Origin of the sequence: Curtobacterium sp. MCLR17_045 (assembly GCF_003234405.1) — a bacterium.
GTDB classification, from domain to species: domain Bacteria; phylum Actinomycetota; class Actinomycetes; order Actinomycetales; family Microbacteriaceae; genus Curtobacterium; species Curtobacterium flaccumfaciens.
Window position 1 is genome coordinate 120,938 of record NZ_QKTB01000002.1, and the last position, 25,307, is coordinate 146,244.

Below are 25,307 nucleotides of genomic sequence, written 5' to 3' on the forward strand. Positions count from 1 at the left end.
CTACTCGAACCGGACGGTCCCGCGGCCGGAAGGCGGCCGTTTCCCGCCGCCGTCGAGTGCCCGCGCGACGGCGATCCGGACGACACCGGAGCTGTAGCCCTTGCGCATCAGGAAGCCGGACAGCCGGCGTTCCGCGGTCGCCCGGTCGAGTCCGCGCATCTGCGGCGCCCGCTTGTCGGCGAGCTCCTGCGCGCGGAGGAACTCGTCGTCCTCGTCGTCGGCGGCCTCGTCGAGTGCGGTGTCGATCGCCACCTGGTCGATCCCCCGGCGACGGAGCTCGGTCACGACACCCTGTCGGCCGAGGCCCTTGCGGGCGTGCAGCCGATCCACCAGGTCGGTGGCGAGGGCGACGTCGTCAAGGAGCCCGACACGGGTCAACCGTTCGATCTCGTGCTCGACCACGTCGGGGTCGAGGTCCTGCTGCAGCAGCAGGGTCCGCATCTCGGACTCGCTCACGCCCTTGCGCCCGAGGGCACGCAGGCTGAGCCGTTCGGCGTCCGCGCGCTGTTCGTCGAGCGGACGGGGTGCGTCGGCCGGGTCGATCTCCTCGCCGCCGGCGATGGAGAACACCGACGCCGTGGTGGCGTCAGCCGTCTCGGAGTCGTAGCCGTCCTGCTCCGCACGGTTCGAGCGCCCGCTGCCGTCTCCGATGACGGGCGACACCCACGCTGCCGGCCCGCGGGCACCGTGCAGGGGCACCGGCGAATCGGCGTCGAACGACGCGGGGAACTCGTCCGCACGACCTTCGTCCGACTCGGGCAGCGCCCAGCCGTCGGTGTCGCGCGGTTCGTCCGGTGACACCGGAGGATCGGGGATGGCGGGCATCACCGGCGTGACAGGAGCGCGACGACGAGACCTCGCACCGAACAGGTCGGTGACCGGTGCGAGGCCGTCGTCGTCGTGGTCGGTGCTCACGCGCCCTTGCGCTCCGCGAGCTTCGGCGCGATCGACTCGACCGGGGCGTCCTCGGCCTTGGCACCGCCGACGCCGAGCTTGGCGAGGATCTTGCCTTCGATGTCGGCAGCGATCTCGGGGTTCTGGATCAGGAAGGAACGCGAGTTCTCCTTGCCCTGCCCGAGCTGGTCGCCGTCGTAGGTGTACCAGGCACCCGACTTCTTGACGATGCCGTGGTCGACACCGAAGTCGAGCAGCGAGCCTTCGCGCGAGATGCCGACGCCGTACAGGATGTCGAACTCGGCCTGCTTGAAGGGCGGCGCCATCTTGTTCTTGACGACCTTGACACGCGTGCGGTTGCCCACCGCGTCGGTGCCGCTCTTGAGCGTCTCGATGCGGCGGATGTCGAGGCGGACGGACGCGTAGAACTTCAGCGCCTTACCGCCCGAGGTGGTCTCGGGCGAACCGAAGAACACGCCGATCTTCTCGCGCAGCTGGTTGATGAAGATCATCGTGGTCTGCGTCTGGTTCAGGCCACCGGCGAGCTTTCGCAGGGCCTGGGACATGAGGCGGGCCTGCAGACCGACGTGCGAGTCACCCATCTCGCCCTCGATCTCGGCACGGGGCACGAGGGCCGCGACGGAGTCGATGACGATCAGGTCGATGGAGCCGGAGCGGACCAGCATGTCCGCGATCTCGAGCGCCTGCTCGGCGGTGTCGGGCTGCGACACGAGCAGGGCGTCGATGTCGACACCGAGCTTCTTGGCGTACTCAGGGTCGAGCGCGTGCTCGGCGTCGATGAAGGCCGCGATGCCACCGGCGCGCTGGGCGTTGGCGATGGCGTGGATGGTGAGGGTCGTCTTACCCGACGACTCCGGGCCGTAGATCTCGACGATGCGGCCACGGGGCAGGCCACCGATGCCGAGCGCGACGTCCAGCGCCACCGACCCGGTCTGGATGACGTTGACGGGGGCGCGTTCGTCCGAACCGAGGCGCATGATCGCACCCTTGCCGAACTGCCTGTCGATCTGTGCGAGTGCGGTCTCGAGGGCCTTTTCGCGGTCTGCCGGTGATGGCATGGGGTGCTCCTTCGTGCTCGTGTTCGGCCGCCTGTAGGCTGTCGCGTCCACGCCGGCCGATGGTGCAAGGCCGATGGTTCTGCGACAAGGCTTCGGGCTGTTCCCGATGTCCATCAACCTATGGCGAGCCACCGACATCACTGCCGACGGTCACGCGATCTGTGGATGGAACATCCGGGCGACGCCGCTGTGGAGGAAGCTACCACCGATCGAACACGCGTTCGAGCAACACGCCGAACACAGTTTCGGGTGCGCGGCCCGCGGGACCCGCTCAGTCCTGGGGTTCGGCGAGGCCCTTGCCGTGCCGCCGGTCCATCGGGACGTCCTGCGAGTCGCACAGTGCGTCCCACACCCGGCGAGCCTCGATGCCGGCGGCGAGGGCGTCCACGGCGGAGCGACCGCCCAGCCCCTCGAGCACGACGTCACGGGTGACCACGGAACCGTAGGCCTCACCGAACACCTGGTCGACTGCTCGCCAGAACTCACTCACGCGCATCCGACCAGCCTAGGCGGTGGTCGTGGGCCGGAACGCAGAACGCCCCCGCCGGGAAGGACCGGCGAGGGCGTTCGGTGCGGTGCGCTCAGCGAACCGCGAGGTCGTTGTCGAACTCGGCGACGAGGTCGTCCGGGAGCGTGTCGGGGACGGGGGTCAGCCCCTCGACGATCGCGAGGCGGTCGCCCACTTCGCGCATGATGGTCGAGATGGGCGTGTCCAGAGCATCCGCGACGGACGCGAGGATCTCCGAGCTGGCTTCCTTCTGCCCGCGCTCGACCTCACTGAGGTACCCGAGCGCGACACTGGCCTTGGACGCGACCTGACGGAGGGTCCGGCCCTTCTGCAAGCGGAAGTCCCGGAGCACATCGCCGATTTCCTGACGAACGAGAACCATGAGAACTCCTCCTCTCTGTCGTCTCCGCGCCCGCTCGGTCCGGTGGATCGAGTTCGGGTTCAGCAACAATAGCGTTGCCGGTTGCAGCATGTTAGCCAGGCTGGCTGCCGTACTGCTGGAGATTTCGTGAGATGTAACCCAGTGGAAACGGGACCTATTCCCGGCCCCGGACCTCGGACGACATCCGTGCAAGGAGTTCGGAGACGGTGGCGTGCCGGATTGCTCCCCGGTCACCGTCGAGGTGCAGCTCGAAGGCCTCAGCCCCCGCGGCGGAGGCGATCCCCACGTACACGGTGCCGACGGGCTTGCCGTCCTGCGGGTCCGGGCCGGCGACGCCCGTCGTGCTGATCCCCCACGTCGCGGGTTCCCCGTCGACGGACAGCGCGATCCGGACACCGGCGGCCATCTGCCGGGCGACCTCCGGATGCACGGCACCCTCGGCCTCGAGCAGCTCCGCCGAGACCCCGAGCACGGAGTGCTTCACGGGCGTCGCGTAGGCCACGACGCCGCCGCGGACGACGGCGCTCGCGCCCGGCACGTCGACGAGGGTCGCGACCACGAGGCCGCCGGTCAGCGACTCCGCCACGGCGAGGGTCTCGCCCCGCGCCGTCAGCTCGGCGATGAGTCCCGGTGCGACCGGGACGGGAGGCGCGGCCCGCGTCGAGCGGTCGGGCCCGGTCATGCGGTGGTGCGGTTGTGCTTCCATGCCTGCCAGAGGTAGTCGATCCCGCTCAGGATCGTTGCCAGGAACGCGGCCGTCATCAGGATGCCGTTGACCCAGTGCGCCCAGTCGCCGACCAGGTTCCACCACGGGAACAGCGCGGCCGTCAGGGCGACGGCCTGCAGCACGGTCTTGATCTTGCCGCCGCGGCTGGCCGGGATCACCCGGTCGGAGAGCACCGCGAACCGGAAGACCGTGATGCCGATCTCGCGCACCATGATCAGCACGGTCACGTACCAGGGCAGCTCGGCCAGGATCGACAGCGCGACGAGCGCACCACCGATGAGCACCTTGTCGGCGATCGGGTCGACGAGCTTGCCGAAGTCCGTGACCAGGTTCTGCCGACGGGCGATGATGCCGTCGGCGCTGTCCGTGACGATGGCCACGACGAAGACGACCGCCGCCCAGATGCGCAGCGGCCCGTCGTTGCCGGCGTCGGTGAGCAGCAGGACGAAGAACAGCGGCGCCATGAGGATGCGCACCACCGTGATGATGTTCGCGACGTTCGCGGTCGACGCCGGGCCGGGGCCCTTGCGCAGCAGCCGCCCGCGCCACGGGAACCGTGCGCCGTGCGTGGTGTTCGTGCTGTCCGAGGCGGTCATCGCCGTCACTCCCTGCCCGTCAGTCCCCACGCGTCCTCATCGGGCTCGTCGTGGACTTCATCGTACCCGCGGACCATGTCCCCGACGGGGTCTGCTCCGTAGCGGTCACTGTCGCCGGACGGCGTCGGGGCCGGCGCTGCCGGAGCGGCCGCGGCGGGCGGCTCCTCGCCACGGAGCTTCGCGAGCACCGCGGGCAGCTGGTCGGCGGTCACCAGGACGTCGCGGGCCTTCGAGCCCTCGGACGGCCCGACGATGTCGCGCGACTCCATCAGGTCCATCAGGCGACCGGCCTTGGCGAAGCCGACGCGGAGCTTGCGCTGCAGCATCGACGTCGAGCCGAACTGGGTCGACACGACCTGCTCGACGGCCGCGAGCAGGAGTTCGAGGTCGTCACCGATGTCGGCGTCGATCTCCTTGCGCTCGACCACGGCCTGGACGTCCTGGCGGTACTCGGGCTGCGCCTGCCGCGTGACGTGCTGGACGACCTCGGCGACCTCGCCCTCCTGCACCCAGGCGCCCTGCACGCGGAGCGACTTGGACGAGCCCATCGGCAGGAAGAGCGCGTCGCCCTGACCGATGAGCTTGTCGGCGCCGGGCTGGTCGAGGATGACGCGGGAGTCCGTGACGCTCGTCACCGCGAAGGCGATGCGCGACGGCACGTTCGCCTTGATCAGGCCGGTGATGACGTCGACCGAGGGGCGCTGCGTCGCGAGCACCAGGTGGATGCCGGCGGCGCGGGCGAGCTGGGTGATGCGGACGATCGACTCCTCGACGTCACGTGGCGCCACGAGCATGAGGTCGGCGAGCTCGTCGACGACGACGAGCAGGTACGGGTACGGCTTGAGCTTCCGCTCGCTGCCCGCCGGCAAGATGATCTCGTTGTTCTCGATCGCCTTGTTGAAGTCGTCGACGTGGCGGAACCCGAACGACGCCAGGTCGTCGTACCGCATGTCCATCTCCTTCACGACCCACTGCAGCGCTTCGGCCGCCTTCTTCGGGTTCGTGATGATGGGCGTGATGAGGTGCGGGACACCGGCGTAGATCGAGAGTTCGACGCGCTTCGGGTCGACCAGGACCATGCGGACCTCGGACGGCTTCGCGCGCATCAGCAGCGACGTGATCATCGAGTTGATGAACACCGACTTGCCGGAACCGGTGGAGCCGGCGACGAGCAGGTGCGGCATCTTCGCCAGGTTCGCGACGACGAAGCCGCCCTCGACGTCCTTGCCGACGCCGATCGTCATCGGGTGCTTCGACTTGCGGGCGGCGTTCGAGCGCAGCACGTCACCGAGCGAGACGATCTCGCGGTCGGTGTTCGGGATCTCGACGCCGATGGCGCTCTTGCCCGGGATCGGCGACAGGATGCGGACCTCGTTCGAGGCGACCGCGTACGACAGGTTCTTCGACAGGGCCGTGACCCGCTCGACCTTGACGCCGGGGCCGAGCTCGATCTCGTACCGGGTCACCGTCGGCCCGCGGGAGAACCCGGTGACCTTCGCGTCGACCTTGAACTCGGTGAGCACCCCGGTGATGGCGGCGACGATGTCGTCGTTCGCCTGGCTCCGCGCGACCGAGGGCGTTCCGGAGCTCAGCGTCGTGGCGGCGGGCAGCCGGTAGGGCTTCGACGGATCGTCGTCGGAACCGGCGGCGGCTGCGCTCAGCTCGGCGGCGGCGTCGATGTCCTCTGGCTCGTCGACGATCTCGGGCTCGGACAGCACCTCGGGCACCGCGGGACGGATGTCGGCGGTCGGCTCCGGCCGCGCGGGGACGTCGGTGCCGAACGCGCGGAGCGCCTGCTCGGCGTCCTGCAGGTCCTGCTCGACGGAGTCGTTGAGGTTGACCGACGCGGGCTCGGCCGGCGTGAGGTCGACGAGCCCGGCGGCGGCACCGGCGTTCGGGCTCACCGCGGGCGCAGCGGGCACGACGGGGGCAGCTGGTGCGACGGCAGCGGCAGCCGGGGCGACCCCGGTGGCCGGGGGCAGCACGGGGCTGTCGTACGCCGGGTCCTCTTCGCGCCCGGACTTGTTCCGGCGCCACCACGGCACGTTGTCGCCACCGGCTTCGGCGTCGGCAGCGGCCTGCTCGTCACCGAACCCGAGGTCGTCGAACAGCTGGAAGTCGGTGTCGCCCTTCTTGCCGCGCTTCGACGTGCGGGCACGGGCGGCGGGCTCCGCCACGGCGGCGGCGTCGGCCTCGGGTTCTGCTGCGGGGGCCGGGGCGCCGAACAGGTAGGCGTAGAGCTCGTGCAGGCGTCGCCCGAGCTTGTTCGGCGGCGTCTTGGTGATGATGAAGAGCGAGAGCACCAGCAGCACGATCGCCACGGGGACGGCCACCCAGGCGGTCGCGATCGTGACGAGCCAGCCGATGACCACCCAGCCGAGCACCCCACCGGCGGCGGCCAGCGCGGGCATGCCGTCGGCCGCGCTCGGTCGGCCGCCGAAGACGTGGCAGAGCGAGGCGATCGACACGATCAGGATGCCCAGGCCGATGCCGATCCGGGTGTTGTCGTGCACCGAGGCCGGGTGCCGGAACAACCACCCGGCGAACACGATCATGATGACGGGCAGGGCGAACGCGAGGCGGCCGAACAGCCCACCGAACGTGTACGCGTCGAGTGCGACGGAGACACTGTTGGTCGGATTGAGCCACTCGACGACCCCGCCGGCGATGGCCAGCAGGAACAGCAGGAACGGGAACCCGTCGCGCCGCTGGTCCTTCTCGAGGGTCTCCTTGCCGAGCAGCCGGAACATCGCGCCGACGCCGTGCGCCATCGCGAGCCAGAAGGTCACGAGCGGGTTCTGCTCGCGGAACACCGGCGTGGGTGCGGCCTGCGGCAGCTTCTTCGTCGTGGCCTGGGTGCGCGACGAACCGCGCGTCCCGTTGCCACGGGACGACGTGGACGCGCGCGAGCGCGTGGTCGACTTGGTGCCTCCGGCCATGGGCAGAACCCTAACGCCCGCTCAGGACAAACGCAGGAAGGCCCGCCGCAGCGTCCGTGACGGACGCTGGACGGGCCTCCCGGGCCGGACAGACGCGAACGCGGACGCGCGCCCACCCCGCGAACGGGCCCTACGCCTCGATGACCACCGGGACGATCATCGGACGACGGCGGTGCTTGGTGTTCACCCAGCGACCGACCGTGCGACGGACGACCTGCGCGAAGGCGTGCGAGTCGCGCGTGCCGTTGGCGGCGGCCTCGGAGATCGCCTTGGCGATCTGCGGGCGGACGTCGTCGAACACGGAGTCGTCCTCGGCGAAGCCGCGCGACTGGATCTCCGGGCCGATCACGCACTGCCCGGTGGTGAAGTCCACCGCGCAGAAGATCGAGATGAAGCCCTCTTCCGCCAGGACGCGGCGATCCTTCAGGTCGGCGTCGGTGATCTCGCCGACGGTGGAGCCGTCGACGTAGACGTAGCCGATGTCGAGCTGGCCGGCGACCGTCGCGACGCCGTCCTTCAGGTCGACGACGATGCCGTCCTGCCCGAGGATCACGTTGCGCGGCGGGACACCCGTCTGGATCGCCAGGTCGGCGTTCGCGTACAGGTGGCGGTGCTCGCCGTGGACGGGGAGCACGTTGCGCGGCCGCAGGATGTTGTAGCAGTAGAGCAGCTCGCCGGCGGAGGCGTGTCCGGAGACGTGCACCTTCGCGTTGCCCTTGTGCACGACCTTCGCACCGAGCTTCGTCAGCCCGTCGATGACGCGGTACACGGCGTTCTCGTTGCCCGGGATGAGCGACGACGCGAGGATGACGGTGTCGCCCTCGCCGATCTCGATCTGGTGCTCGAGGTTCGCCATGCGGGCCAGGACGGCCATCGGCTCACCCTGCGACCCGGTCGACATGTAGACGATCTGGTCGTCGGGGACGTTCTTCGCCTTCTTCGTGTCGATGAGCACGTTCTCCGGCACCCGCAGGTACCCGAGGTCGGCGGCGATCGTCATGTTGCGGATCATCGAGCGCCCCATGAACGCGACCTTGCGGTTCGCGGCCGCGGCGGCGTCGAGGACCTGCTGCACGCGGTGCACGTGCGACGAGAAGCTCGCCACGACGACCTTCTTGCGGGCGCGCATGATGATGTTCTCGAGCACCGGGCCGATGTCGCGCTCCGGAGCGGTGAAGCCCGGCACGTCGGCGTTCGTGGAGTCCGGCAGGAACAGGTCCACGCCGGCCTCGCCCAGACGGGCGAACGCACGGAGGTCGGTGATGCGGTCGTCCAGCGGGAGCTGGTCCATCTTGAAGTCACCCGTGTGCAGCACACGACCGGCGGGGGTCGTGATCGCGACGGCGAGGGCGTCCGGGATGGAGTGGTTCACGGCGACGAACTCGAGGTGGAACGGGCCGATCTGCTCGGTCTGGTCTTCGGCCACGACGAGCGTGTACGGCTTGATCCGGTGTTCCTTGAGCTTCGCCTCGACGAGCGCCAGGGTCAGCGTGGAGCCGATCAGCGGGATGTCGTCGCGGAGCTTGAGCAGGTACGGGACGGCGCCGATGTGGTCTTCGTGGCCGTGCGTGAGCACGACACCGAGGACGTCGTCGAGGCGGTCACGGATCGGCGAGAAGTCCGGCAGGATCAGGTCGACACCGGGCTGGTGCTCCTCGGGGAACAGCACGCCGGCGTCGACGATGAGCAGCTTGCCCTCGTACTCGTAGACGGTCATGTTGCGACCGATCTCGCCGAGGCCCCCGATGGGGACGACGCGGAGGGTGCCGGCTTCGAGCGGCTGCGGTTCGGAGATCTGTGTGGGCATTCGGTCCTACGGATTCGGGCGACGCGCGTGCTGCGCGCCGCGGTGTTCGCTAGCGGGTGGTGCCTGGCACCTTCGGTAGTGCACCGCCGGCCGCCGCGTTGCGGTCGGGGCGGAAGTTCGAGAAGTCGGCGCCGGGCACGTCGCGCACGGCTTCGAGGGAGGTCTCGATGGCGTACGCCTCGGAGTCCTCGGGGCCGACGAGCGGCAGTCGGACGCGCGGGCTGCCGATGCGGCCGAGCCCGTGCAGGATGTACTTCGCGGCCACGGTACCGGGAACGTGCGTCATCACGGCGCGGACGAGCGGCTCGAGTCGCTTGTGCTCGGCCGTCGCGGTGGCCAGGTCGCCCCGGTTCACGGCGTCGACGATGGTGCGGTACGGCGCGCTCGTGATGTTCGCGGTCACGCCGATCAGGCCGGTGGCGCCGATCGACAGGTGCGGGAGCACGTTCGTGTCGTCGCCGGAGAAGTACATGAGGTCGGTGTTGTTCAGCACCCGCGAGACCTCGGCGAAGTCGCCCTTGGCGTCCTTCACGGCGAGGATGTTCGGGTGCTTCGACGCACGCAGGATCGTGTCGTACGTGATCGGGATGCCGGTGCGGCCCGGGATGTCGTACAGGATCACCGGCAGGTCGGTGGCGTCCGCGATCATCCGGAAGTGGGTGAGGACACCCGACTGCGTCGGCTTGTTGTAGTACGGCGTGACGATCATCACGCCGTCCGCGCCGGCCTTCTCGCTCTGCTTGTACAGGTGGATCGCGTGCGCGGTCTCGTTCGAGCCACCGCCCGTGATGATCTTCGCGCGGCCGGCGGCGACGGACTTGCCGACCTCGACCAGACGGAGCTTCTCCGGGTCGGTCAGCGTCGACGTCTCGCCGGTCGTGCCGGTGACGACGATGCCGTCGGCGCCGGCGGTGATGCAGTCGTCGATGTGCTGCTCGACACCGGGCCAGTCGACCTCGCCGTCGGCCGTGAACGGGGTCACGAGGGCGACGAGGACCTGACCGAAGGGATTCTCACGCGGGGACACGGGCACCAGCGTACCGGGGATGCGCGCGAGGACCGCCGTCCGTGTGGACGGTGGACCGCCTGCGGCGCGGCCGGGAGGCCCGGATCACGTCCGTCCCGCCGGTCACGCCCGGCGCGTGCGGGCGCTCAGGCGCGGCGCTGCCACTCCAGGAACCGGTAGCGGGTGCCGCCGTTCCGGGACTCCTGCCAGGGGCCCTCGTCGGTGAGCGTCCAGCCGGCCGCCTCGTCGAGCGTGGGTGCGACGGTGTCACCGGGCACGTCGACGTCGATCAGCGTCTCGGAGACGTGGTCGGCCGCGTCGAGTGCGGCGGCGTAGACCTGACCGCCGCCGATGACCCACACGGTCTCGTCGGCGCTGTCGGCACGCTCGAGTTCGGCCTGCAGGTCGTGCACGACCTCGGCACCGTCGGCCGTCCACGTCGTGTCACGGGTGAGCACGACGTTGCGCCGACCGGGCAGCGGCCGGAAGCGCTCGGGCAGGGACTCCCAGGTGCGCCGGCCCATCAGCACGGTCGCGTCGCCGGTGACCTGCTTGAAGTGCGCCAGGTCCTCGGGCACGTGCCAGGGCATGCCGCCGTCGGCACCGATGACGCCGGTGGTCGAGCGGGCCCAGACCATGCCGATCATCAGACGGCGACCGCGGCCTTGATCGCCGGGTGGTGCTCGTAGCCGACGACGGTGAAGTCCTCGTACTCGTAGTCGTCGATCGAGTCGCGCGGAGCGAGTTCGAGCGTCGGCATCGGGTACGCCGTGCGGGACAGCTGCTCCTCGACCTGTTCGACGTGGTTGTCGTAGATGTGGCAGTCGCCGCCGGTCCAGACGAAGTCGCCGACCTCGAGCCCGGTCTGCGCCGCGATCATGTGGGTCAGCAGCGCGTACGAGGCGATGTTGAACGGGACGCCGAGGAACATGTCGGCGCTCCGCTGGTAGAGCTGGCACGAGAGCTTGCCGTCGTTCACGTAAAACTGGAAGAAGGCGTGGCACGGGGCGAGCGCCATGTCCGGCACGTCGGCGACGTTCCAGGCCGAGACGATGAGCCGGCGGCTGTCCGGGTTGGTCTTGATCTGGTCGATGACCTGGGCGATCTGATCGACGTGCTCGCCCGAGGGGGTCGGCCACGAGCGCCACTGCACGCCGTACACCGGGCCGAGGTCACCGTCGGCGTCCGCCCACTCGTTCCAGATCCGGACACCGTGCTCCTGCAGCCAGGTGGCGTTGCCCTCGCCACGCAGGAACCAGAGGAGCTCGTACGCGACCGACTTGAAGTGCACGCGCTTCGTGCTGACGAGGGGGAAGCCCTTCGACAGGTCGTAGCGGAGCTGTGCGCCGAACAGGCTGCGGGTGCCGGTGCCGGTGCGGTCACCCTTCGGCGAGCCCTCCGTCAGGACCCGGCGGAGCAGGTCTTCGTAGGGCGTCGGGACGGAGGCGTCGGGCTGTACGGTCTCGCTGTCGGTCACACACAGAAGCCTACGTCGGTGTGAGTAGCGTTGCGGGCATGCCCGACACGACGGAACAACCGCTCTCGATCCTGGTGGCCGGCTCGTCCGGGTTCATCGGGACGCCCCTCGTCCGCGCCCTGCGCGAGGCGGGGCACCACGTCACCACGCTCGTCCGCCGCGAAGCGCGCACCGCGACCGAGTTCCGCTGGGCACCGGGGCGGCGTCCGCTCGACCCGGCGATCCTCGACGGTGCCGACGTGGTGATCAACCTGGCCGGCGCGAACATCGGCAAGCTGCCGTGGACGGACGCGTACCGCAAGGAGATCCGCAGCTCGCGCATCGACGCCACCGACACCCTGGTCGAGGCGATGCGGCACGCCGCCACTCCCCCGGCGCTGTTCCTGTCGGGCTCGGCCTCGGGCGTGTACGGCGATCGCCCGGCCGACGTGCTGCAGGACGACGCCGCCGCGGGCACGGGCTTCCTCGCCGACGTCTGCACCGCGTGGGAAGCCGCCGCGAACGCCGCTCCCGCCGGGGTCCGGGTCGTCACGCTCCGCACCGGCATCGTCATCGGCAAGGGCGGCGGTGCGCTCGCGCCGCTCGTCCCGCTGACGAAGCTCGGCGTCGGCAGCCGGCTCGGCACCGGTGGCCAGCACTGGCCCTGGATCGCACTCGAGGACGAGGTCGGCGCGATCGTGCACCTGGCGACCGCGGCACCGGACGTGTCCGGTCCGGTGAACCTGGCGGGCCCCGAGCCCGTCGTGGCCGACCGCATCACGAAGCACGTCGCCGAGGTCCTGCACCGCCCGTACCTCTTCCGGATCCCCGAGTTCGCCCTGCGCCTGGCGCTGCGGGACGCCGCCGACGACATGCTCCTGTCGAGCCAGCGGATGGTGCCCACGAAGTTGCTCGAGTCCGGCTACACGTTCCGGTACACGCAGGCGGCGGACGCGATCGACGCCGTCTTCTGATCCGCCTCCGGCCCCGGGGTCAGCGGTCGGCGGCGCGCGCCAGGGCGGTGCGCATCGCCGACCGTGCGCGCTTGCGGTCACCGGCGGCGTCGTAGACCACACCGAGCCGGTACCAGGCACGCCAGTCGGCCGGGTCCTGCTCGACCGCGTCGCGGTACCGCGGGAACAGCTCGTCGGCGGCGTCGCGGATCGGCCGGCCCGACGGCCGCACCGGGACGACGTCGTCCGGGGTGCCGCCCTCGGCCTCGAGCCGCGCGCCGAGCCGGGTGATGCGGATGCCGAAGCGGAACTCCAGCACGAGCAGGAGCGCCCCGATCGCGGCGACGACGAACAGCGCGACGCCGATGCCGATGCCGATCGGGATCCCGGTCGCGATGAAGGCGACGGCGCGCTGCCCGACGAGCACGATGTACAGGGCGAGCAGCACCGCCATCAGCGCTGCACCCCAGAACGGCGAGCGGATCGTGCGTCCGGCCCGCTCCATCCGACCCACGGCGGTCAGCCGATGCCGAGGACGCTGCCGAGGCCCACGGTGAGGCCCCGCGCCGACACCACGTTCGCCAGCGCCGCACGGATGCCCGCGACGTAGGCGACGTCGTCGTTGGTGTCGTGCCGGATCGTCAGCGTCTCGCCGGGGCCGCTCAGCACGACGTCCTGCACGGCCTTCACCCCGGGCAGGCGGAGCGAGTGGATGGGCACGCTGGCGACCTGCTGGCCGCGGGCGCGCTGGTCGACGTGCGGGGCGTCCACGGGACCGACCTCGCGCCGGGCGTCGGCCATCAGCTCGGCGGTGCGCACCGCGGTGCCCGAGGGCGAGTCGATCTTGCCGGCGTGGTGGGTCTCGACGATCTCGGCGGCGGGGAACCACGGTGCCGCGATCGTCGCCAGGTGGGTGCCGAGCACGGAGCCGATGGAGAAGTTCGGGACCACGAGCACCCCCTGGTCCGGGCGTTCCCGCAGCCCGGTGCGGAGCTTCGCGAGCCGGTCGAGCGACCAGCCGGAGGTGCCGACGAGCACGTTCGCGCCGCTCGACAGCGCGTTCTCCACGATCGCCGGGCTGAGCGACGGCACCGTCACGTCGACCACCAGGGCCGCGCCGCCGAAGACCGACGGCGGCGCCTCGTGCGCGCCGTCCTTCGACGACAGGCGGGCGACGAGCTCGAACTCCGGGAGTTCCTCGACGACGGACGCCACGAGGCCCCCGAGACGACCGGTGGCGCCGACGACGGCGACGGGAGTGACCATGCGGTCCATCCTAGGATCGACGCATGTCAGTCGAGGTCAGGACCGTGCCGGCCGATCTGCCCGAGGTCGACGTGCTGCTCGACGCGTACCTGGACGAGCGCGAGGCGACGTTCCCGAGCGCGCAGGGCACGTACTCGCGGAAGCGCACCCCCGCGGCCGAGTTCACGCCGCCGAACGGGGTGTTCGCGGTGGCGTACGACGACGACGTCGCGGTCGGCTGCGGCGGCCTCCGTCGGATCGCGGACGGGGTCGACGCGACCGGTGCCGCCGACGTCCGGTTCGAGGTCAAGCACGTCTTCGTGGCACCGGCCGGGCGCGGCACGGGCGTGGCGACGGCCGTGATGGACCTGCTCGAGCGGGCCGCGGCCGACCTCGGTGCGACGAGCATCGTCCTCGACACGAACGACTCGCTCGTGGCAGCCGGTGCGATGTACCGCGGCCGCGGGTACCAGCGGGTCGAGCCGTTCAACGACAACCCCAACTCGATCGCCTGGTACCGCAAGCCGATCGCCTGAGCCGCCACGGGCCTCCCGGCCGCGCCACCGCGGACCGGACGGGCAGCCGCTAGACGGGCTGGTCGACGGGCAGACCCGTGCGCAGCTCCACCGGCAGGTGGGCCAGGTCGTTCAGCGTGACGACCTCGGCGGGCTTCGCCGAACGGATCCGGATGATCGTGAGCGCGGTGTGAGCGACGTTCGTGCCCATCCAGCGCCACTCCGGGGCCTGGAACGCCTCGCGCACGAACCAGCCGATCACGGCGTTGTGGGTGATCAGCAGGTCGTGCCGGTCCTCGCGCGCCGGGGTGAACCACTCCGACACGGCGTCGCCCATCTGGGCCTGCCCGGCGACGATCTCCTCTTCGGTGATGCCGCCGTACCAGCCCTGGTAGGCGTGCGGCATGTCCGGGGTCGGGCCCGAGGGGATGCAGTCGAACAGCAGTGTCGAGGGCTCGGGCTGGATCGACGGCAGGCGCTGCGACAGGAACGCGGCGGTCTCGCTCGGGGCCTCGAGCGGCGAGTGGTACACGCCGTCGAAGGGCACGCCGCCGAGACGGTCCGCGATCAGGGTCGCCTGACGCTTGCCGCGTTCGGAGAGCTTGCCGTCCCGCAGGCCGTGTTCGGCGTCCTGGTGTTCGCCGTGCCGGACGAGGTACAGGTAGTGCGACATGTCCGTGCTCAGCTGCCGATCCCGATGGCCGCAGCGAGTTCGTCCTGCTGCACGGCACCGACGACCGAGGTGATCGTCGGCCGGGTGAGCAGGTCGCGCGCGAGTTCGAGCACGCCGTCGGTCGTGACACCGTCGACACGCTCGAGCGCCGTCGACAGGTCGGTGTACTCGCCGGTGCCGAGCTCGGAGCGGCCGAGGCGGGTCATGCGGGCGTCGGAGTCCTCGAGCGAGAGCGTCAGCGCGCCCTCGATCTGGCCCTTGGCACGTCGGAGCTCGTCGTCGGTGATGCCGTGGTCGACCATCCGGCGGAACTCGGCGTCGACGATGTCGATGACACCGGCGACGTTGTCCGGCGCGCAGCCGGCGTAGACACCGAAGGCGCCGTTGTCCAGGTACGCGGGGGCGAACGACGACACCGCGTAGGCCAGACCGCGGCGCTCGCGGACCTCCTGGAACAGGCGCGAGCTCATGCCGCCACCGAGCACGGCGTTCAGGACGCTGAGCGAGGGACGGCGGTCGTCGCGCAGGTCGAGGCCCTGCGAGCCGCGGAGCATGCTGACCTGCTCGGTCGGGCGGTGCACCACGGTCAACTTCGCCTCGACCGGGTCGGCCACGGTCTCGGGCGTGCGGCGCGGCAGCGGCTCGGCGTCCGGGGCGTCGTGGAAGACGCCGGCGACGAGTTCGCAGAACCGGTCGTGGTCGACGGCACCGGCGGCGGTGACGACGATGCCGTTCGGCGCGTAGTGCTCGCGGTAGTGGGCCAGCACCTCGTCGCGCTGGACCGCACGGATGCTGTCCGGGGTGCCGCCGATCGGACGGCCGAGGGGATGTCCGCCGAAGGCCGCGGCGAAGAACGCCTCGCCCGCGACGTCGGCCGGGTCGTCGGCGGCCATCGCGAGTTCTTCGAGGATGACCCCGCGCTCGACGGCGAAGGCATCCGGTTCGAGCACCGAGCCGGTGACCATGTCACCGATGACGTTCACGGCCATCGGGACGTCGGTGTCCCGGACCCGTGCGTAGTAGCAGGTGTACTCCTTGGCGGTCGCAGCGTTGTGCTCGCCGCCGACCGAGTCGAACGCGATGGCGATGTCGAGCGCCGACCGGGTCTCGGTGCCCTTGAAGAGCAGGTGTTCGAGGAAGTGCGTCGACCCGAACTGCCCGTCGCGCTCATCACGCGAACCGACGCCGACCCAGAACCCGATGCTCGTCGACGCGGCACCCGGCACCGCCTCGGTCAGCACACGGACGCCCGAGGGCAGCACGGTGCGACGGACGAAGGCCCCGCCGGACGTCAGGAACGACGTGTCCGGGGCCCCGAGCGGCAGTGGCACTGGCTGGTTCATCGCAGACGAGCCTAGTGATCCGTCGATGCCTCCCGCCCAGTTTCCCGGTCTCGGTCGCATGCCACTCGAAGTGGGGTACAGAAAATGTGGACAGACCGACTCGTCTGTCTGTCCTCCTTGTGCTACTGTTGGTCACGCCGGATCGAAAGCCCCCCTAAGTTCCGATCCGGCGGCTCGGGACATCAGTCCTGCGCGACCACCGAGTCCCCCCACTCCGGTCGCGGAGCCGATGAGTCCGAGGAGTACACGCTGTGACGGTCGATTCCCCCCAACCGGCCGTCCAGCGTCTCCCCGGCCCGAGCACGAACCTCGCGTCGCCGGACGGGTCGAGCGTCCCCCCGACTCCCCGCTCCGGCGGCGCGAAGGTCCGTGTCCTCGAGACCGCCACGCGACTCTTCTACGAAGAGGGCATCCACAGCGTCGGCGTCGACCGTCTCATCTCCGAGGCGAGCGTCACGAAGGCGACGTTCTACAAGCACTACGGGTCGAAGGACAACCTGATCCTGGCCTACATCCGCACCCAGCACGAGCGCGTGCAGGAGCGGATGGAGCAGCTCATCACCGACGCCGGCTCCCCCGAGCGGGCCGTTCGCGCGTGGGTCGCCGCCCTGGCCGACGACGTCAACGACCCGGCGTTCCGCGGCTGTGCGTTCCTGCACGCCGCCGCCGAGTACCACGACCCTCGCGATCCGGTCCGCCAGGTCGTCGCCGTGCACCGCGACTGGTACACCGAACGGCTGGCGACCCTGCTGCAGGAGGCCGGACACCCCCTGCCCGGCGACGGCGCCGACGAGCTCATGCTCGCGCGCGACGGTGCGATGGCCGGCGCGTACGCCGGTGACGCGATCGCCGCCACCGCTGCGCTCAACCGCGTGGTCGACCGGGTGCTCGCGGGCTGACGCTCGGCTCGCCGCCAGCACTGTCGCTATCGGCTGTCACTGTCGCTTTCGCGAAAGCGACAGATAGCCCCGAACAGTTCGCGGCATCCTGTCGCCTTCCCGGCACGGACGCACCCGCGCGACGCACATGTGTCGCTTCCGTGGGGCGGTCGAGGCGACCGCGGCCGGACGGGAGGCCCGTGACGGGCCCGCACCGCGCCTCCAGGCCGTCACGTGCGAACTCCCACAGCCCCGCGCGCGCACCGAGCGCAGCCCGAGCCGGCGGGTGTTGGCTGGGGGCATGGCCAACGACCCCAACTGGAACCTGCCCGACGTCCCGTCCTTCACCCTGACGAGCCCCGACTTCACCGACGGAGGCGAGCTGCCCACCTCGGCACGCGGCTCCGACGTCGGCGGTGAGGACCGCTCCCCCGCACTCGAGTGGTCGGACGCACCCGAGGGCACGAAGAGCTTCGTCCTGACCGTCTACGACCCCGATGCCCCGACCGGCTCCGGCTTCTGGCACTGGAGCCTGACCGACATCCCGGGCTCGGCGACGTCGCTCCCCGCAGGCGCCGGTACCGATGACGCCCTGCTGCCCGCCGAGGCACTCCGCCGCCGCAACGAGTTCGGCACGGACACGTTCCTCGGGGCTGCTCCGCCCGCGGGCCACGGTGTGCACCGCTACTTCTTCACGCTGAGCGCCCTCGACGTCCCCGTGCTCGAGGTCCCCGCCGACGCGACCCCCGCGGTCGTGGGCTTCATGCTCCGTGGGCACCTGCTCGGGCGCGCGCAGCTCATGGGCACGCAGGAGACCCCCGCGGCCTGACGGACACGCGTGGCACGGCGCGGTGATCGTTCGCGCACAGCGACAGTTCACGCGGCGCCGTGCCCGTGAGGTGTCGCTGACCGCGAAAGCACGCGCGGCCAACGCGTGGCACCTGCCCCGCAACGGCGAACGGCCGCCGCCCCGGAAGGGACGGCGGCCGTTCGTGCGTCAGGACGCGGAGAGGATCAGCCCTCGGCCGGGTCCTCGGCGTGGGCGCGGACCGTCTCGGCCGAGGTGGAGTCACCCTCGGTCTCGTCGGCCACGACCGGCGCGAGCGACAGCTTGCCGCGGTCGTCCACCTTGGTGACCTCGACGAGGACCTTCTGGCCGACGCCGAGCACGTCTTCGACGTTCTCCACACGCTTGCCACCGGCGAGCTTCCGCACCTCGGAGACGTGGAGCAGACCGTCACGGCCCGGGAGCAGCGACACGAAGGCGCCGAAGGTGGCGATCTTCACGACGGTGCCGAGGAACTGGTCCCCGATCTCCGGGTTGGTCGGGTTGGCGATCGCGTTGACCTGGGCACGAGCAGCCTCGGCCGACGGACCGTCGACGGCGCCGATGTAGACGGTGCCGTTGTCCTCGATCGAGATGTCGGCACCCGTGGTGTCCTGGATACCGTTGATCGTCTTGCCCTTCGGGCCGATCAGCTCGCCGATCTTGTCGACGGGGATCTGCACCGAGATGACGCGAGGAGCGGTGTCCGCCATCTCGTCGGGGGCGTCGATGGCCTCGTTCAGCACACCGAGGATGGCCGAGCGGGCCTCCTTGGCCTGCTTGAGCGCCGCGTCGAGCACCGTCGACGGGATGCCGTCGAGCTTGGTGTCGAGCTGGATCGCGGTGACGAACTCCGAGGTACCGGCGACCTTGAAGTCCATGTCGCCGAGGGCGTCTTCCGCACCGAGGATGTCGGTCAGGGCCGCGTAGCGGGTCTGGCCGTCGACGGTGTCGGACACGAGGCCCATCGCGATGCCGGCGACCGGGGCCTTGAGGGGCACACCGGCGTTGAGCAGCGACAGGGTCGAGGCGCAGACGGAACCCATCGAGGTCGAGCCGTTGGAGCTGAGCGCCTCGGAGACCTGACGGATGGCGTACGGGAACTCGTCACGCGACGGCAGCACCGGCACGAGGGCGCGCTCGGCGAGGAAGCCGTGCCCGATCTCGCGACGCTTCGGCGAACCCACGCGGCCGGTCTCACCGGTCGAGTAGGGCGGGAAGTTGTAGTGGTGCAGGTAGCGCTTCTTCGTGACGGGCGACAGCGAGTCGATCTGCTGCTCCATCTTGAGCATGTTCAGCGTGGTGACGCCGAGGATCTGCGTCTCGCCACGCTGGAAGATCGCCGAACCGTGGACGCGCGGGATCACGGCGACCTCGGCGTCGAGCGGACGGATGTCGGCGAGGCCGCGGCCGTCCATGCGGATCTGCTCGGTCAGGATGCGGCCGCGGACGACCTTCTTCGTGACCGACTTGTACGCGGCGCCGACCTGCGAGTTGGCGACCTCGGGCAGCGAGCCCGCGGTGACCTGCTCGGCGATGGCAGCCTTGACGCGCGACTTGAGCGCGTCGTCGGCGTCCTGACGCTCGGTCTTGGCGGCGATCTTGTAGACGTCACCGAGCTCGGAGAGCGCGAGGGCCTCGACGGCCGAGTAGACCTCGGGCGCGTACGGCGGGAAGACCGGGAAGTCCTGGATCTCCTTGGCCGACTGCGCGGCGAGCTTGGCCTGCGCGTCGACGAGGGACTTGAGGAACGGCTTCGCCGCCTCGAGACCCTGCGCGACGATGGCCTCGTCGGGCTTGGTGGCGCCGCCCTGGATGAGGTCCCAGGCGTGCTCGGTGGCTTCCGCCTCGACCATCATGATCGCGACGTCCTCGTTGCCGGCCTCGTCCGTGACGACACGACCGGCGACGGTCAGGTCGAACACGGCGTCGGCGAGCTGCGAGGCCTTCGGGAACGCGACCCACTGGTCACCGATGAGCGCGAGGCGCACACCGGCGATCGGGCCGGAGAACGGCAGACCGGAGATCTGCGTCGACGCGGACGCGGCGTTGATCGCCAGCGCGTCGTAGAACTCGTCCGGAGCGATGCTCAGGACGGTGATGACGATCTGCACCTCGTTGCGGAGGCCGTCGACGAACGACGGACGCAGCGGCCGGTCGATGAGACGGCAGACGAGGATGGCCTCGGTCGACGGACGGCCTTCACGACGGAAGAACGAACCGGGGATCTTGCCGGCGGCGTAGGAACGCTCTTCGACGTCGACGGTCAGCGGGAAGAAGTCGAAGCCCTCACGCGGGTGCTTGCCGGCGCTGGTGGCCGAGAGGAGCATCGTTTCCTCGTCCAGGTACGCGGCGACCGCGCCCTGGGCCTGCTGTGCGAGCCGACCGGTCTCGAACCGGACGGTGCGCTTGCCGTACTTGCCGTTGTCGATGACGGCTTCGGCGAACTTGATCTCGGGACCCTCCAAAAGGGCGCCTCCTTGATGTGTTTCCGGCAGGCCGTGGCGACGGCACTCGATGGTGCGTGCGCGCCGATCGTTCCGGACGCATGTCTGGCCAGCAGTAGAAGCACTCGGGAAACCGTTCCGGCCCGCGAGCCACCACCGATGACCAGCTCCGTGCCCGGCCTGCGCAGTGTTGTGTGTGACGTCCGGGGAATGAGTCCTCGGACACGATGGACTTTACCAGTCCTCAGGCTGTCGGCGGCGCGGCTCGCTGGACTCCTGGTGAACATCGGTAGCCTGCCGACATGCGCCTCACCCCCTCGCGGGGCGTGCTCGTCGCGGCCGCCGTGGTCGTCGGCGCGCTCGTCGCCCCGGCCCTGACCGCTGCCCCTGCGAACGCCACCGAGTACCCCACCTGGCAGGACGTCCAGCGCGCCAAGGGCAACGAGACCGCCAAGCGCGCCGAGGTGCAGAAGGTGCAGGCGGCGCTGCAGTCGGCGCAGGACGAAGCAGCCGCGAAGTCGCAGGCTGCCCTGGTGGCCTCGTCGAAGGCGGACGCGGCCGAGTCGGAGTTGGCGTCGGCCACCCAGGCCGCCACGAGCCTCCAGGCCCAGGCGCAGCACGCGAGCGAGACGGCGGACCGGGCCCAGCAGCGGGCCGGCCAACTGGCCGCGAACCTGTACCGCGACGGCAGCACGAACCAGATGACCACCCGCATCGCGACCGCGAAGAACCCGGACCAGCTGCTTTACCAGCTCGGCGCCCTCGACCAGCTGTCGGAGACCTGGGCCGGCGTCATGGACGACGCGTCCGTCGCGGCCGGCACGGCGTCGTCGCTGCACGAGCAGGCCGAGCGGGCCGAGACGGAACGCGCGACGCGCGCGCAGGCGGCCGAGGATCGCTCGGCCGCAGCGAAGTCGGCGGAACAGGCGGCGGACGCCGCCGTCGAGTCGACGGAGCAGCACAGCGACGAGCTGTACGCGCAACTCGCGTCGCTCAAGGACAGCACCGCGAAGCAGGAGGCCGGGTACGAACTCGGCCAGCGGGTCGCCGCGCAGAAGGCGGAGCAGCAGCGCAAGCGGGCCGCAGCGGCGGCGGCCGAGGCGGAGGCGAACACGGCCGCGGCGAACGCCGGCAGCAGCGCTTCCAGCGGCGGCGCGACGAGCGGCGGCACCGGCTCGTCCTACCCGAGCACCGGGGGCGTCGCCGTGGACCCCGCGGCCGCGCAGGCCTACGCACGGAGCGCGCTCGGGTCGTACGGGTGGGGCTCCGACCAGTTCTCGTGCCTGGTGTCGCTCTGGACGCAGGAGTCCGGGTGGAGGGCCAACGCCCTGAACGCCTCGAGCGGCGCCTACGGCATCCCGCAGTCGCTGCCGGCCGAGAAGATGGCGGTCGCCGGAGCCGACTGGCGCACCAACGCGAACACGCAGATCGACTGGGGGCTCGCGTACATCAAGAGCGCCTACGGATCACCCTGCGGGGCGTGGGGCCACGAGATGAGCGTCAACCCGCACTGGTACTGAGCGCTGGGCCGGCCGGGCGCCGGTCGCCGGCTGCTCACCGCTCCACCAGTCGGAGCGCCTGCAGGGGGCACATCGCGACGGCGTCGGCCGCAGCGGCCCGCTCGTGCGGACGGACCGGGACGTCGCGGGTGCCGGTGTCGGGGGTGCCGGGGTCGCCCGGATCGCCGGGGTCGCCTCCGGCCCGGGCGCCGGGGGTGCCGGCCCGGGCGATCGGGTAGCCCCACTCGTCGCGCTCGAGCCGCTCGGCGAACAGTTCCGTGCACAACCCCCGGCCCCGACAGCGCGTCCAGTCGACGTGCAGCGAGACGTCGCCCGCACCCGCGCCGACGCCCCCGCTCACCGCGCACCCCCGCGTCGCAGCAGGCACCGGCCACCGAGGTGCGCCCGCACGTCGTCGTGGAACACGTCGAGCGCGCTCCGCACCATCCGTGCCACACCGTCCGGGTGGTGACACGCCCCACGACCGTCCACCAGCGCGGCGACCCGACGCACCTCTCCCGCCAGGTCCCCCGCTGCTCGCCCCGAGGCCAGGTCCCCGACGACGTCGGCGATCCGCGGCAGTCCGTTCACGCAAGGTCCGCACCGTCCGGCCGACGCTCCGGCGAGCGCCGTCGCCAGCCGCGCCGTCACCGCGATCGGGCAGGTCCGGTCGTCGAGCACGGCGAGCACCCCGGCCCCGGGCGCGGCACCCCACCGAGCCAGTCCCTCGGGGTCGAACGACGCGTCGAGGGCCGCGGCCGGCAGCCACGTCCCGCCCCATCCGCCGACCAGCACGGCGCGCGTGTGCGCCGGATCGGTCACCGGCAGCCGGGAGGCCCGCAGCAGTTCCCCGAGCGGCACACCCCCGGCGGTCTCCAGCACCACCGCGGTGGTCGGGTCCGTCACATCGCTCACCGTGACGAGCCGGGTGCCGGGGGCACTCGGGCTGCCGACGCCCCGGGCCCACGCCGCCCCGAAGCGCACGACGAGTGCTGCCTGGGCGAGGGTCTCGACGTTCGACACCAGGGTCGGTCGCCCGCTCGGGCCCCGTTCGGCGAGCCGCACCACGCGGTCCTCGGGCACACCCCGGCCACCGGCGACGGCCGAGGCGAGAGCGCTGGCCTCCCCGGAGACGAAGGAGGCGTGGGGCAGGACCCGCAGGCTGATCGGCACGGGGTCGCCGCCGCGGTCGCCGCCGCGGTCGCCGCCGCGGTCGGCGCGTTCCGCGAGGGCCCGGCGGACCGGACCGGCGTGTCGGTCGCTCGTGGCGAGCACTGCCTCGGACGCACCGACCGCGACGGCCGCGACGACGATGCCGTCGAGTACCAGGTGCGGTGCGCGCTCGAGCAGGACGGCGTCCTTGCGGCTGGCGGGTTCCCCCTCGGCGGCGTTCGCGACCACGAGGGGCGCACCCCGACCCCGGCGGCGGCCGCGGACGGTCACGGCGGCGAGCTTCCGGGCGAGCGGGAACCCGGCTCCGCCGCGGCCGTCGACGCCGGCGCGGCCGAGTTCGTCGACCAGCCACGGGCCGAGCTGCGGCAGCGGGCCGAAGGCGTCCTCGTGGTCGGTGCGGGCCGGACCGGGTGCGGCCAGGAGCCGTCGGGTGCCGGTGGGTGGGACGACGGTGCGGGGGTGGGTCAGGGTCATCGGACGACCTCCAGCTTCGCGGAACGGAACTCGGTGACACGGGCGGTGCAGCGCCAGACGACGGCGCCGACGACGGCCGCGGTGCAGACGCCGGCGAGCACGAGGAACCACGCGGAGGTGCCGTCGGTCCCGGTGCCGACCGCGTGGGCCAGGGCGATCGGCCACATGGCGTAGGCCGCCCAGTGCACCGCGCGGAAGGCCCGCGGCCCGATCACACGGCGGAGCAGTGCGGTGACGACGAGCACGACGAGCAGGTCGACGGCCATGGTGCCGAGCCCCAGCCAGAACCACCGGTCGGCGCCGACGAACGGCACGACCGTGTCGAGGAGGCGCAGCTCGGCCTCGGGGTCGAGCAGCAGCGACCCCACGTGCACCGCGACGAACACGGTGGCGGCGAGGGCGACGTCCCGGTGCACGAGCTGCACGGCGAACCGGGGCAGTCCGGGCAGCGGTCGTCCGCTCCTGGTGACGATGCCGAGGAGCACCGTGAGGGTGAGGAGCAGGACGGCGGTGACCCCGAAGCCCCGGCCGATCACCCAGAGCGCGGTGTCCATCACGCGACCGCCGATCGGTCGTCGTCGGCGCGCTGACCGTCGGTGCCCTGGTCGTCGGGCCAGCCGCCGAGCCGCACGACCGTGCCGTCGGCGGCGACGAGGCGGGCGGCGCGTCCGCTCTGCCGGAGCCACTCGGCGGCGGTGCGACCGCGCACCACGGCGGCGGTCGTCATCGTGTTGGCGGTGGTGCACGACGGGGCGACGACGGTCACCGTGCGCCAGACCGGCTCGGCCGGCAGACCCCACCGGGGGTCGAGGATGTGGTGCCGGGCGGTGCCGTCCTGCTCCCAGCGGCGCTTCTGCGTGCTCGAGGTCGCCACGGACCACCCCGAGGCGATCCGGACGTGGTCGACCGGGTCACCCTCGAGGTCCTCCACCCGCACCTGCCAGCCGCCGGACGGATCCGGGCCGGCGGTCGCGACGTCACCGCCGAGGGACACCAGCGCCCCGATGCCGAGCCGTGCGGTGATGCTCGCCGCGGCCATGTCGGCGGCAGCGGCCTTCGCCGTGGCACCGAGGTCGAGGGTGACGCCCTCGGGGATGCGCAGGAACGTGCCCGACAGCAGGATGCGCTGCCACGCCGGACGGTCGTCGAGTGCACGCGACAGGGCCTCGGGCGACGGGACCGGCCGGGCGTCGGCGAAGGCGGCGTCGTACCCGAGGGACACCATCCGGCGCCCGAGGGTGGGGTCGACGTCACCGTCGGAGAGCCGGGCTGCGTCGAGGGCCTGGTGCACCAGTGCGGCGAGGAGCGGCGACACCTCGGTGCCACGCACCAGGTCGTCGGCGCGTGCGGTGAGTTCGGAGTCGTCGCGGAAGCGGCTGCACGCGGCGTCGACCGCGGAGGTGACCTGCCGGACGCAGGACTCCGCGGCAGCGAGGTGCCGACGGTCCCGGTGGTCGAGGACGACCCGGGCGGTCGTGGTCCAGAGGTCCCACTCGGTGGCGGCGCGCACGGTCACGACCCCGTCGTCGTGGTGTCGGAGGTCCCGCCGGTGGTGCCCTGCGACACCCCGGTGTCCGAGTCGCTGGTCCCGGAGTCGCTCGTGGCGGAGTCGGTCGGCTGGGTCGACGAGTCGGTGCTCGTGTCGGCACTGCTACTGGACTCGCTGCTGCTGGAGTCGCTGCTGCTGGAGCTGCTCGTGCTCGTGTCACTGCTCGTGCTCGTGCTCGCCTGCTCGTGCCCGAGCCAGAGCCCCGCACCGGTGACCATCGCCACCACGAGCCCGCCCACGCTGACGAGCGCACTCGTGATCCGTGCGGATCGCCTGCCGCTGCCTCTGGTGTCCATCGGTGCTCCTCGTCGTCATGACGAGGTTCCCGAGGGCACCGA

Annotated in this window: 26 protein-coding genes; 5 read left to right on the top strand and 21 right to left on the bottom strand. The window is 71.3% G+C overall.

Annotated features, from left to right (window positions below; all coding sequences use genetic code 11):
- The 11 genes from DEJ05_RS02750 to DEJ05_RS02800 form a co-directional block, all read right to left on the bottom strand.
- Entirely contained in the window at nt 1-915 is a 915-nt protein-coding gene (locus DEJ05_RS02750; protein ID WP_111030471.1) for a regulatory protein RecX, read from the bottom strand.
- Nucleotides 912-1,973 (bottom strand): recombinase RecA, encoded by a 1,062-nt coding sequence (recA, locus tag DEJ05_RS02755; protein WP_027464767.1) that lies wholly within the window; start codon nt 1,971-1,973, stop codon nt 912-914. Before recA ends, DEJ05_RS02750 begins: the two co-directional genes overlap by 4 nt.
- A 271-nt stretch (nt 1,974-2,244) precedes the next feature.
- The gene (locus DEJ05_RS02760; RefSeq protein WP_071405602.1) at nt 2,245-2,469 is read right to left on the bottom strand and encodes a DUF3046 domain-containing protein; all 225 of its coding nucleotides are present in this window, start codon (nt 2,467-2,469) and stop codon (nt 2,245-2,247) included.
- Nucleotides 2,470-2,554: 85 nt separating this feature from the next.
- Nucleotides 2,555-2,863: a helix-turn-helix domain-containing protein gene (locus tag DEJ05_RS02765; RefSeq protein ID WP_027464765.1), complete on the bottom strand. Its 309-nt coding sequence runs from the start codon at nt 2,861-2,863 to the stop codon at nt 2,555-2,557.
- Between the two features lie 154 nt (nt 2,864-3,017).
- Nucleotides 3,018-3,545 carry a CinA family protein gene (locus DEJ05_RS02770; RefSeq protein WP_111030473.1) on the bottom strand — a complete coding sequence of 176 codons (528 nt, stop codon included), beginning with the start codon at nt 3,543-3,545 and terminating at the stop codon, nt 3,018-3,020.
- Complete coding sequence (pgsA, locus tag DEJ05_RS02775; protein ID WP_164941245.1) at nt 3,542-4,186, bottom strand: CDP-diacylglycerol--glycerol-3-phosphate 3-phosphatidyltransferase; 645 nt, start codon at nt 4,184-4,186, stop codon at nt 3,542-3,544. Before pgsA ends, DEJ05_RS02770 begins: the two co-directional genes overlap by 4 nt.
- A gap of 5 nt (nt 4,187-4,191) precedes the next feature.
- Nucleotides 4,192-7,125 carry a DNA translocase FtsK gene (locus tag DEJ05_RS02780; RefSeq protein WP_111030475.1) on the bottom strand — a complete coding sequence of 978 codons (2,934 nt, stop codon included), beginning with the start codon at nt 7,123-7,125 and terminating at the stop codon, nt 4,192-4,194.
- Between the two features lie 130 nt (nt 7,126-7,255).
- Nucleotides 7,256-8,932 (bottom strand): ribonuclease J, encoded by a 1,677-nt coding sequence (locus tag DEJ05_RS02785; RefSeq protein ID WP_027464761.1) that lies wholly within the window; start codon nt 8,930-8,932, stop codon nt 7,256-7,258.
- Between the two features lie 49 nt (nt 8,933-8,981).
- A complete protein-coding gene (gene dapA, locus DEJ05_RS02790; protein WP_017885921.1) occupies nt 8,982-9,959 on the bottom strand; it encodes a 4-hydroxy-tetrahydrodipicolinate synthase in 978 nt (325 codons plus the stop codon).
- Nucleotides 9,960-10,084: 125 nt separating this feature from the next.
- Complete coding sequence (locus DEJ05_RS02795; RefSeq protein WP_111109685.1) at nt 10,085-10,585, bottom strand: dihydrofolate reductase; 501 nt, start codon at nt 10,583-10,585, stop codon at nt 10,085-10,087.
- Nucleotides 10,585-11,415 carry a thymidylate synthase gene (locus DEJ05_RS02800; protein ID WP_111038872.1) on the bottom strand — a complete coding sequence of 277 codons (831 nt, stop codon included), beginning with the start codon at nt 11,413-11,415 and terminating at the stop codon, nt 10,585-10,587. The genes DEJ05_RS02795 and DEJ05_RS02800 overlap by 1 nt, the downstream gene beginning before the upstream one ends.
- A 38-nt stretch (nt 11,416-11,453) precedes the next feature.
- On the opposite strand from DEJ05_RS02800, the gene DEJ05_RS02805 reads away from it, so the two are divergent.
- On the top strand, nt 11,454-12,368 hold the full coding sequence (locus DEJ05_RS02805) for a TIGR01777 family oxidoreductase (RefSeq protein ID WP_111038871.1): 915 nt from the start codon (nt 11,454-11,456) through the stop codon (nt 12,366-12,368).
- Between the two features lie 19 nt (nt 12,369-12,387).
- Here DEJ05_RS02805 and DEJ05_RS02810 read toward each other — a convergent pair whose 3' ends face one another.
- Together DEJ05_RS02810 and DEJ05_RS02815 are read right to left on the bottom strand one after the other, a co-directional pair.
- On the bottom strand, nt 12,388-12,852 hold the full coding sequence (locus DEJ05_RS02810) for a tetratricopeptide repeat protein (RefSeq protein WP_017885925.1): 465 nt from the start codon (nt 12,850-12,852) through the stop codon (nt 12,388-12,390).
- Nucleotides 12,853-12,866: 14 nt separating this feature from the next.
- Complete coding sequence (locus DEJ05_RS02815) at nt 12,867-13,613, bottom strand: 4-hydroxy-tetrahydrodipicolinate reductase (RefSeq protein WP_228513608.1); 747 nt, start codon at nt 13,611-13,613, stop codon at nt 12,867-12,869.
- A gap of 23 nt (nt 13,614-13,636) precedes the next feature.
- Here DEJ05_RS02815 and DEJ05_RS02820 point away from each other — a divergent pair, with 23 nt between their 5' ends.
- On the top strand, nt 13,637-14,128 hold the full coding sequence (locus DEJ05_RS02820) for a GNAT family N-acetyltransferase (protein WP_111109686.1): 492 nt from the start codon (nt 13,637-13,639) through the stop codon (nt 14,126-14,128).
- A 49-nt stretch (nt 14,129-14,177) separates the two neighbouring features.
- Here the strand turns inward: DEJ05_RS02820 and DEJ05_RS02825 are convergent, their stop codons facing one another.
- Together DEJ05_RS02825 and DEJ05_RS02830 are read right to left on the bottom strand one after the other, a co-directional pair.
- Complete coding sequence (locus DEJ05_RS02825; protein ID WP_027464756.1) at nt 14,178-14,780, bottom strand: histidine phosphatase family protein; 603 nt, start codon at nt 14,778-14,780, stop codon at nt 14,178-14,180.
- Between the two features lie 8 nt (nt 14,781-14,788).
- A complete protein-coding gene (locus DEJ05_RS02830; protein ID WP_071405593.1) occupies nt 14,789-16,123 on the bottom strand; it encodes a pitrilysin family protein in 1,335 nt (444 codons plus the stop codon).
- Nucleotides 16,124-16,374: 251 nt separating this feature from the next.
- Between DEJ05_RS02830 and DEJ05_RS02835 the strand changes: the two genes are divergently transcribed.
- Both DEJ05_RS02835 and DEJ05_RS02840 read left to right on the top strand, forming a co-directional pair.
- Complete coding sequence (locus DEJ05_RS02835; protein ID WP_071405592.1) at nt 16,375-17,022, top strand: TetR/AcrR family transcriptional regulator; 648 nt, start codon at nt 16,375-16,377, stop codon at nt 17,020-17,022.
- A gap of 280 nt (nt 17,023-17,302) precedes the next feature.
- Entirely contained in the window at nt 17,303-17,830 is a 528-nt protein-coding gene (locus tag DEJ05_RS02840) for a YbhB/YbcL family Raf kinase inhibitor-like protein (RefSeq protein WP_111033188.1), read from the top strand.
- A 185-nt stretch (nt 17,831-18,015) separates the two neighbouring features.
- Here the strand turns inward: DEJ05_RS02840 and DEJ05_RS02845 are convergent, their stop codons facing one another.
- The gene (locus DEJ05_RS02845) at nt 18,016-20,295 is read right to left on the bottom strand and encodes a polyribonucleotide nucleotidyltransferase (RefSeq protein WP_110864729.1); all 2,280 of its coding nucleotides are present in this window, start codon (nt 20,293-20,295) and stop codon (nt 18,016-18,018) included.
- A 281-nt stretch (nt 20,296-20,576) separates the two neighbouring features.
- Between DEJ05_RS02845 and DEJ05_RS02850 the strand changes: the two genes are divergently transcribed.
- Complete coding sequence (locus DEJ05_RS02850) at nt 20,577-21,794, top strand: hypothetical protein (RefSeq protein WP_111109687.1); 1,218 nt, start codon at nt 20,577-20,579, stop codon at nt 21,792-21,794.
- 34 nt (nt 21,795-21,828) lie between these two features.
- On the opposite strand, the gene DEJ05_RS18285 is transcribed toward DEJ05_RS02850, so the two are convergent.
- From DEJ05_RS18285 to DEJ05_RS02875, 5 genes are read right to left on the bottom strand one after another with little or no spacing between them, the layout of a single operon-like run.
- Nucleotides 21,829-22,248 (bottom strand): ferredoxin, encoded by a 420-nt coding sequence (locus DEJ05_RS18285; RefSeq protein ID WP_111109688.1) that lies wholly within the window; start codon nt 22,246-22,248, stop codon nt 21,829-21,831.
- The gene (locus DEJ05_RS02860) at nt 22,131-23,420 is read right to left on the bottom strand and encodes an NADH-ubiquinone oxidoreductase-F iron-sulfur binding region domain-containing protein (protein WP_111109689.1); all 1,290 of its coding nucleotides are present in this window, start codon (nt 23,418-23,420) and stop codon (nt 22,131-22,133) included. The genes DEJ05_RS18285 and DEJ05_RS02860 overlap by 118 nt, the downstream gene beginning before the upstream one ends.
- A complete protein-coding gene (locus DEJ05_RS02865; RefSeq protein WP_111109690.1) occupies nt 23,417-23,974 on the bottom strand; it encodes a ferric reductase-like transmembrane domain-containing protein in 558 nt (185 codons plus the stop codon). The genes DEJ05_RS02860 and DEJ05_RS02865 overlap by 4 nt, the downstream gene beginning before the upstream one ends.
- Complete coding sequence (locus DEJ05_RS02870; RefSeq protein ID WP_111109691.1) at nt 23,974-24,936, bottom strand: FAD:protein FMN transferase; 963 nt, start codon at nt 24,934-24,936, stop codon at nt 23,974-23,976. The genes DEJ05_RS02865 and DEJ05_RS02870 overlap by 1 nt, the downstream gene beginning before the upstream one ends.
- Nucleotides 24,933-25,265 carry a hypothetical protein gene (locus tag DEJ05_RS02875; RefSeq protein ID WP_146245001.1) on the bottom strand — a complete coding sequence of 111 codons (333 nt, stop codon included), beginning with the start codon at nt 25,263-25,265 and terminating at the stop codon, nt 24,933-24,935. Before DEJ05_RS02875 ends, DEJ05_RS02870 begins: the two co-directional genes overlap by 4 nt.
- Nucleotides 25,266-25,307: the final 42 nt, after the last annotated feature.

Coding starts and splice junctions, on each gene's coding strand:
- recA (WP_027464767.1), bottom strand. CDS start 1,973: ATGCCATCACCGGCAGACCGCGAAAAGGCCCTCGAGACCGCACTCGCA.
- DEJ05_RS02760 (WP_071405602.1), bottom strand. CDS start 2,469: ATGCGCGTGAGTGAGTTCTGGCGAGCAGTCGACCAGGTGTTCGGTGAG.
- DEJ05_RS02765 (WP_027464765.1), bottom strand. CDS start 2,863: ATGGTTCTCGTTCGTCAGGAAATCGGCGATGTGCTCCGGGACTTCCGC.
- DEJ05_RS02770 (WP_111030473.1), bottom strand. CDS start 3,545: ATGACCGGGCCCGACCGCTCGACGCGGGCCGCGCCTCCCGTCCCGGTC.
- pgsA (WP_164941245.1), bottom strand. CDS start 4,186: ATGACCGCCTCGGACAGCACGAACACCACGCACGGCGCACGGTTCCCG.
- DEJ05_RS02780 (WP_111030475.1), bottom strand. CDS start 7,125: ATGGCCGGAGGCACCAAGTCGACCACGCGCTCGCGCGCGTCCACGTCG.
- DEJ05_RS02785 (WP_027464761.1), bottom strand. CDS start 8,932: ATGCCCACACAGATCTCCGAACCGCAGCCGCTCGAAGCCGGCACCCTC.
- DEJ05_RS02795 (WP_111109685.1), bottom strand. CDS start 10,585: ATGATCGGCATGGTCTGGGCCCGCTCGACCACCGGCGTCATCGGTGCC.
- DEJ05_RS02805 (WP_111038871.1), top strand. CDS start 11,454: ATGCCCGACACGACGGAACAACCGCTCTCGATCCTGGTGGCCGGCTCG.
- DEJ05_RS02810 (WP_017885925.1), bottom strand. CDS start 12,852: ATGGAGCGGGCCGGACGCACGATCCGCTCGCCGTTCTGGGGTGCAGCG.
- DEJ05_RS02815 (WP_228513608.1), bottom strand. CDS start 13,613: ATGGTCACTCCCGTCGCCGTCGTCGGCGCCACCGGTCGTCTCGGGGGC.
- DEJ05_RS02820 (WP_111109686.1), top strand. CDS start 13,637: ATGTCAGTCGAGGTCAGGACCGTGCCGGCCGATCTGCCCGAGGTCGAC.
- DEJ05_RS02825 (WP_027464756.1), bottom strand. CDS start 14,780: ATGTCGCACTACCTGTACCTCGTCCGGCACGGCGAACACCAGGACGCC.
- DEJ05_RS02830 (WP_071405593.1), bottom strand. CDS start 16,123: ATGAACCAGCCAGTGCCACTGCCGCTCGGGGCCCCGGACACGTCGTTC.
- DEJ05_RS02840 (WP_111033188.1), top strand. CDS start 17,303: ATGGCCAACGACCCCAACTGGAACCTGCCCGACGTCCCGTCCTTCACC.
- DEJ05_RS02850 (WP_111109687.1), top strand. CDS start 20,577: ATGCGCCTCACCCCCTCGCGGGGCGTGCTCGTCGCGGCCGCCGTGGTC.
- DEJ05_RS02860 (WP_111109689.1), bottom strand. CDS start 23,420: ATGACCCTGACCCACCCCCGCACCGTCGTCCCACCCACCGGCACCCGA.
- DEJ05_RS02865 (WP_111109690.1), bottom strand. CDS start 23,974: ATGGACACCGCGCTCTGGGTGATCGGCCGGGGCTTCGGGGTCACCGCC.
- DEJ05_RS02875 (WP_146245001.1), bottom strand. CDS start 25,265: ATGGACACCAGAGGCAGCGGCAGGCGATCCGCACGGATCACGAGTGCG.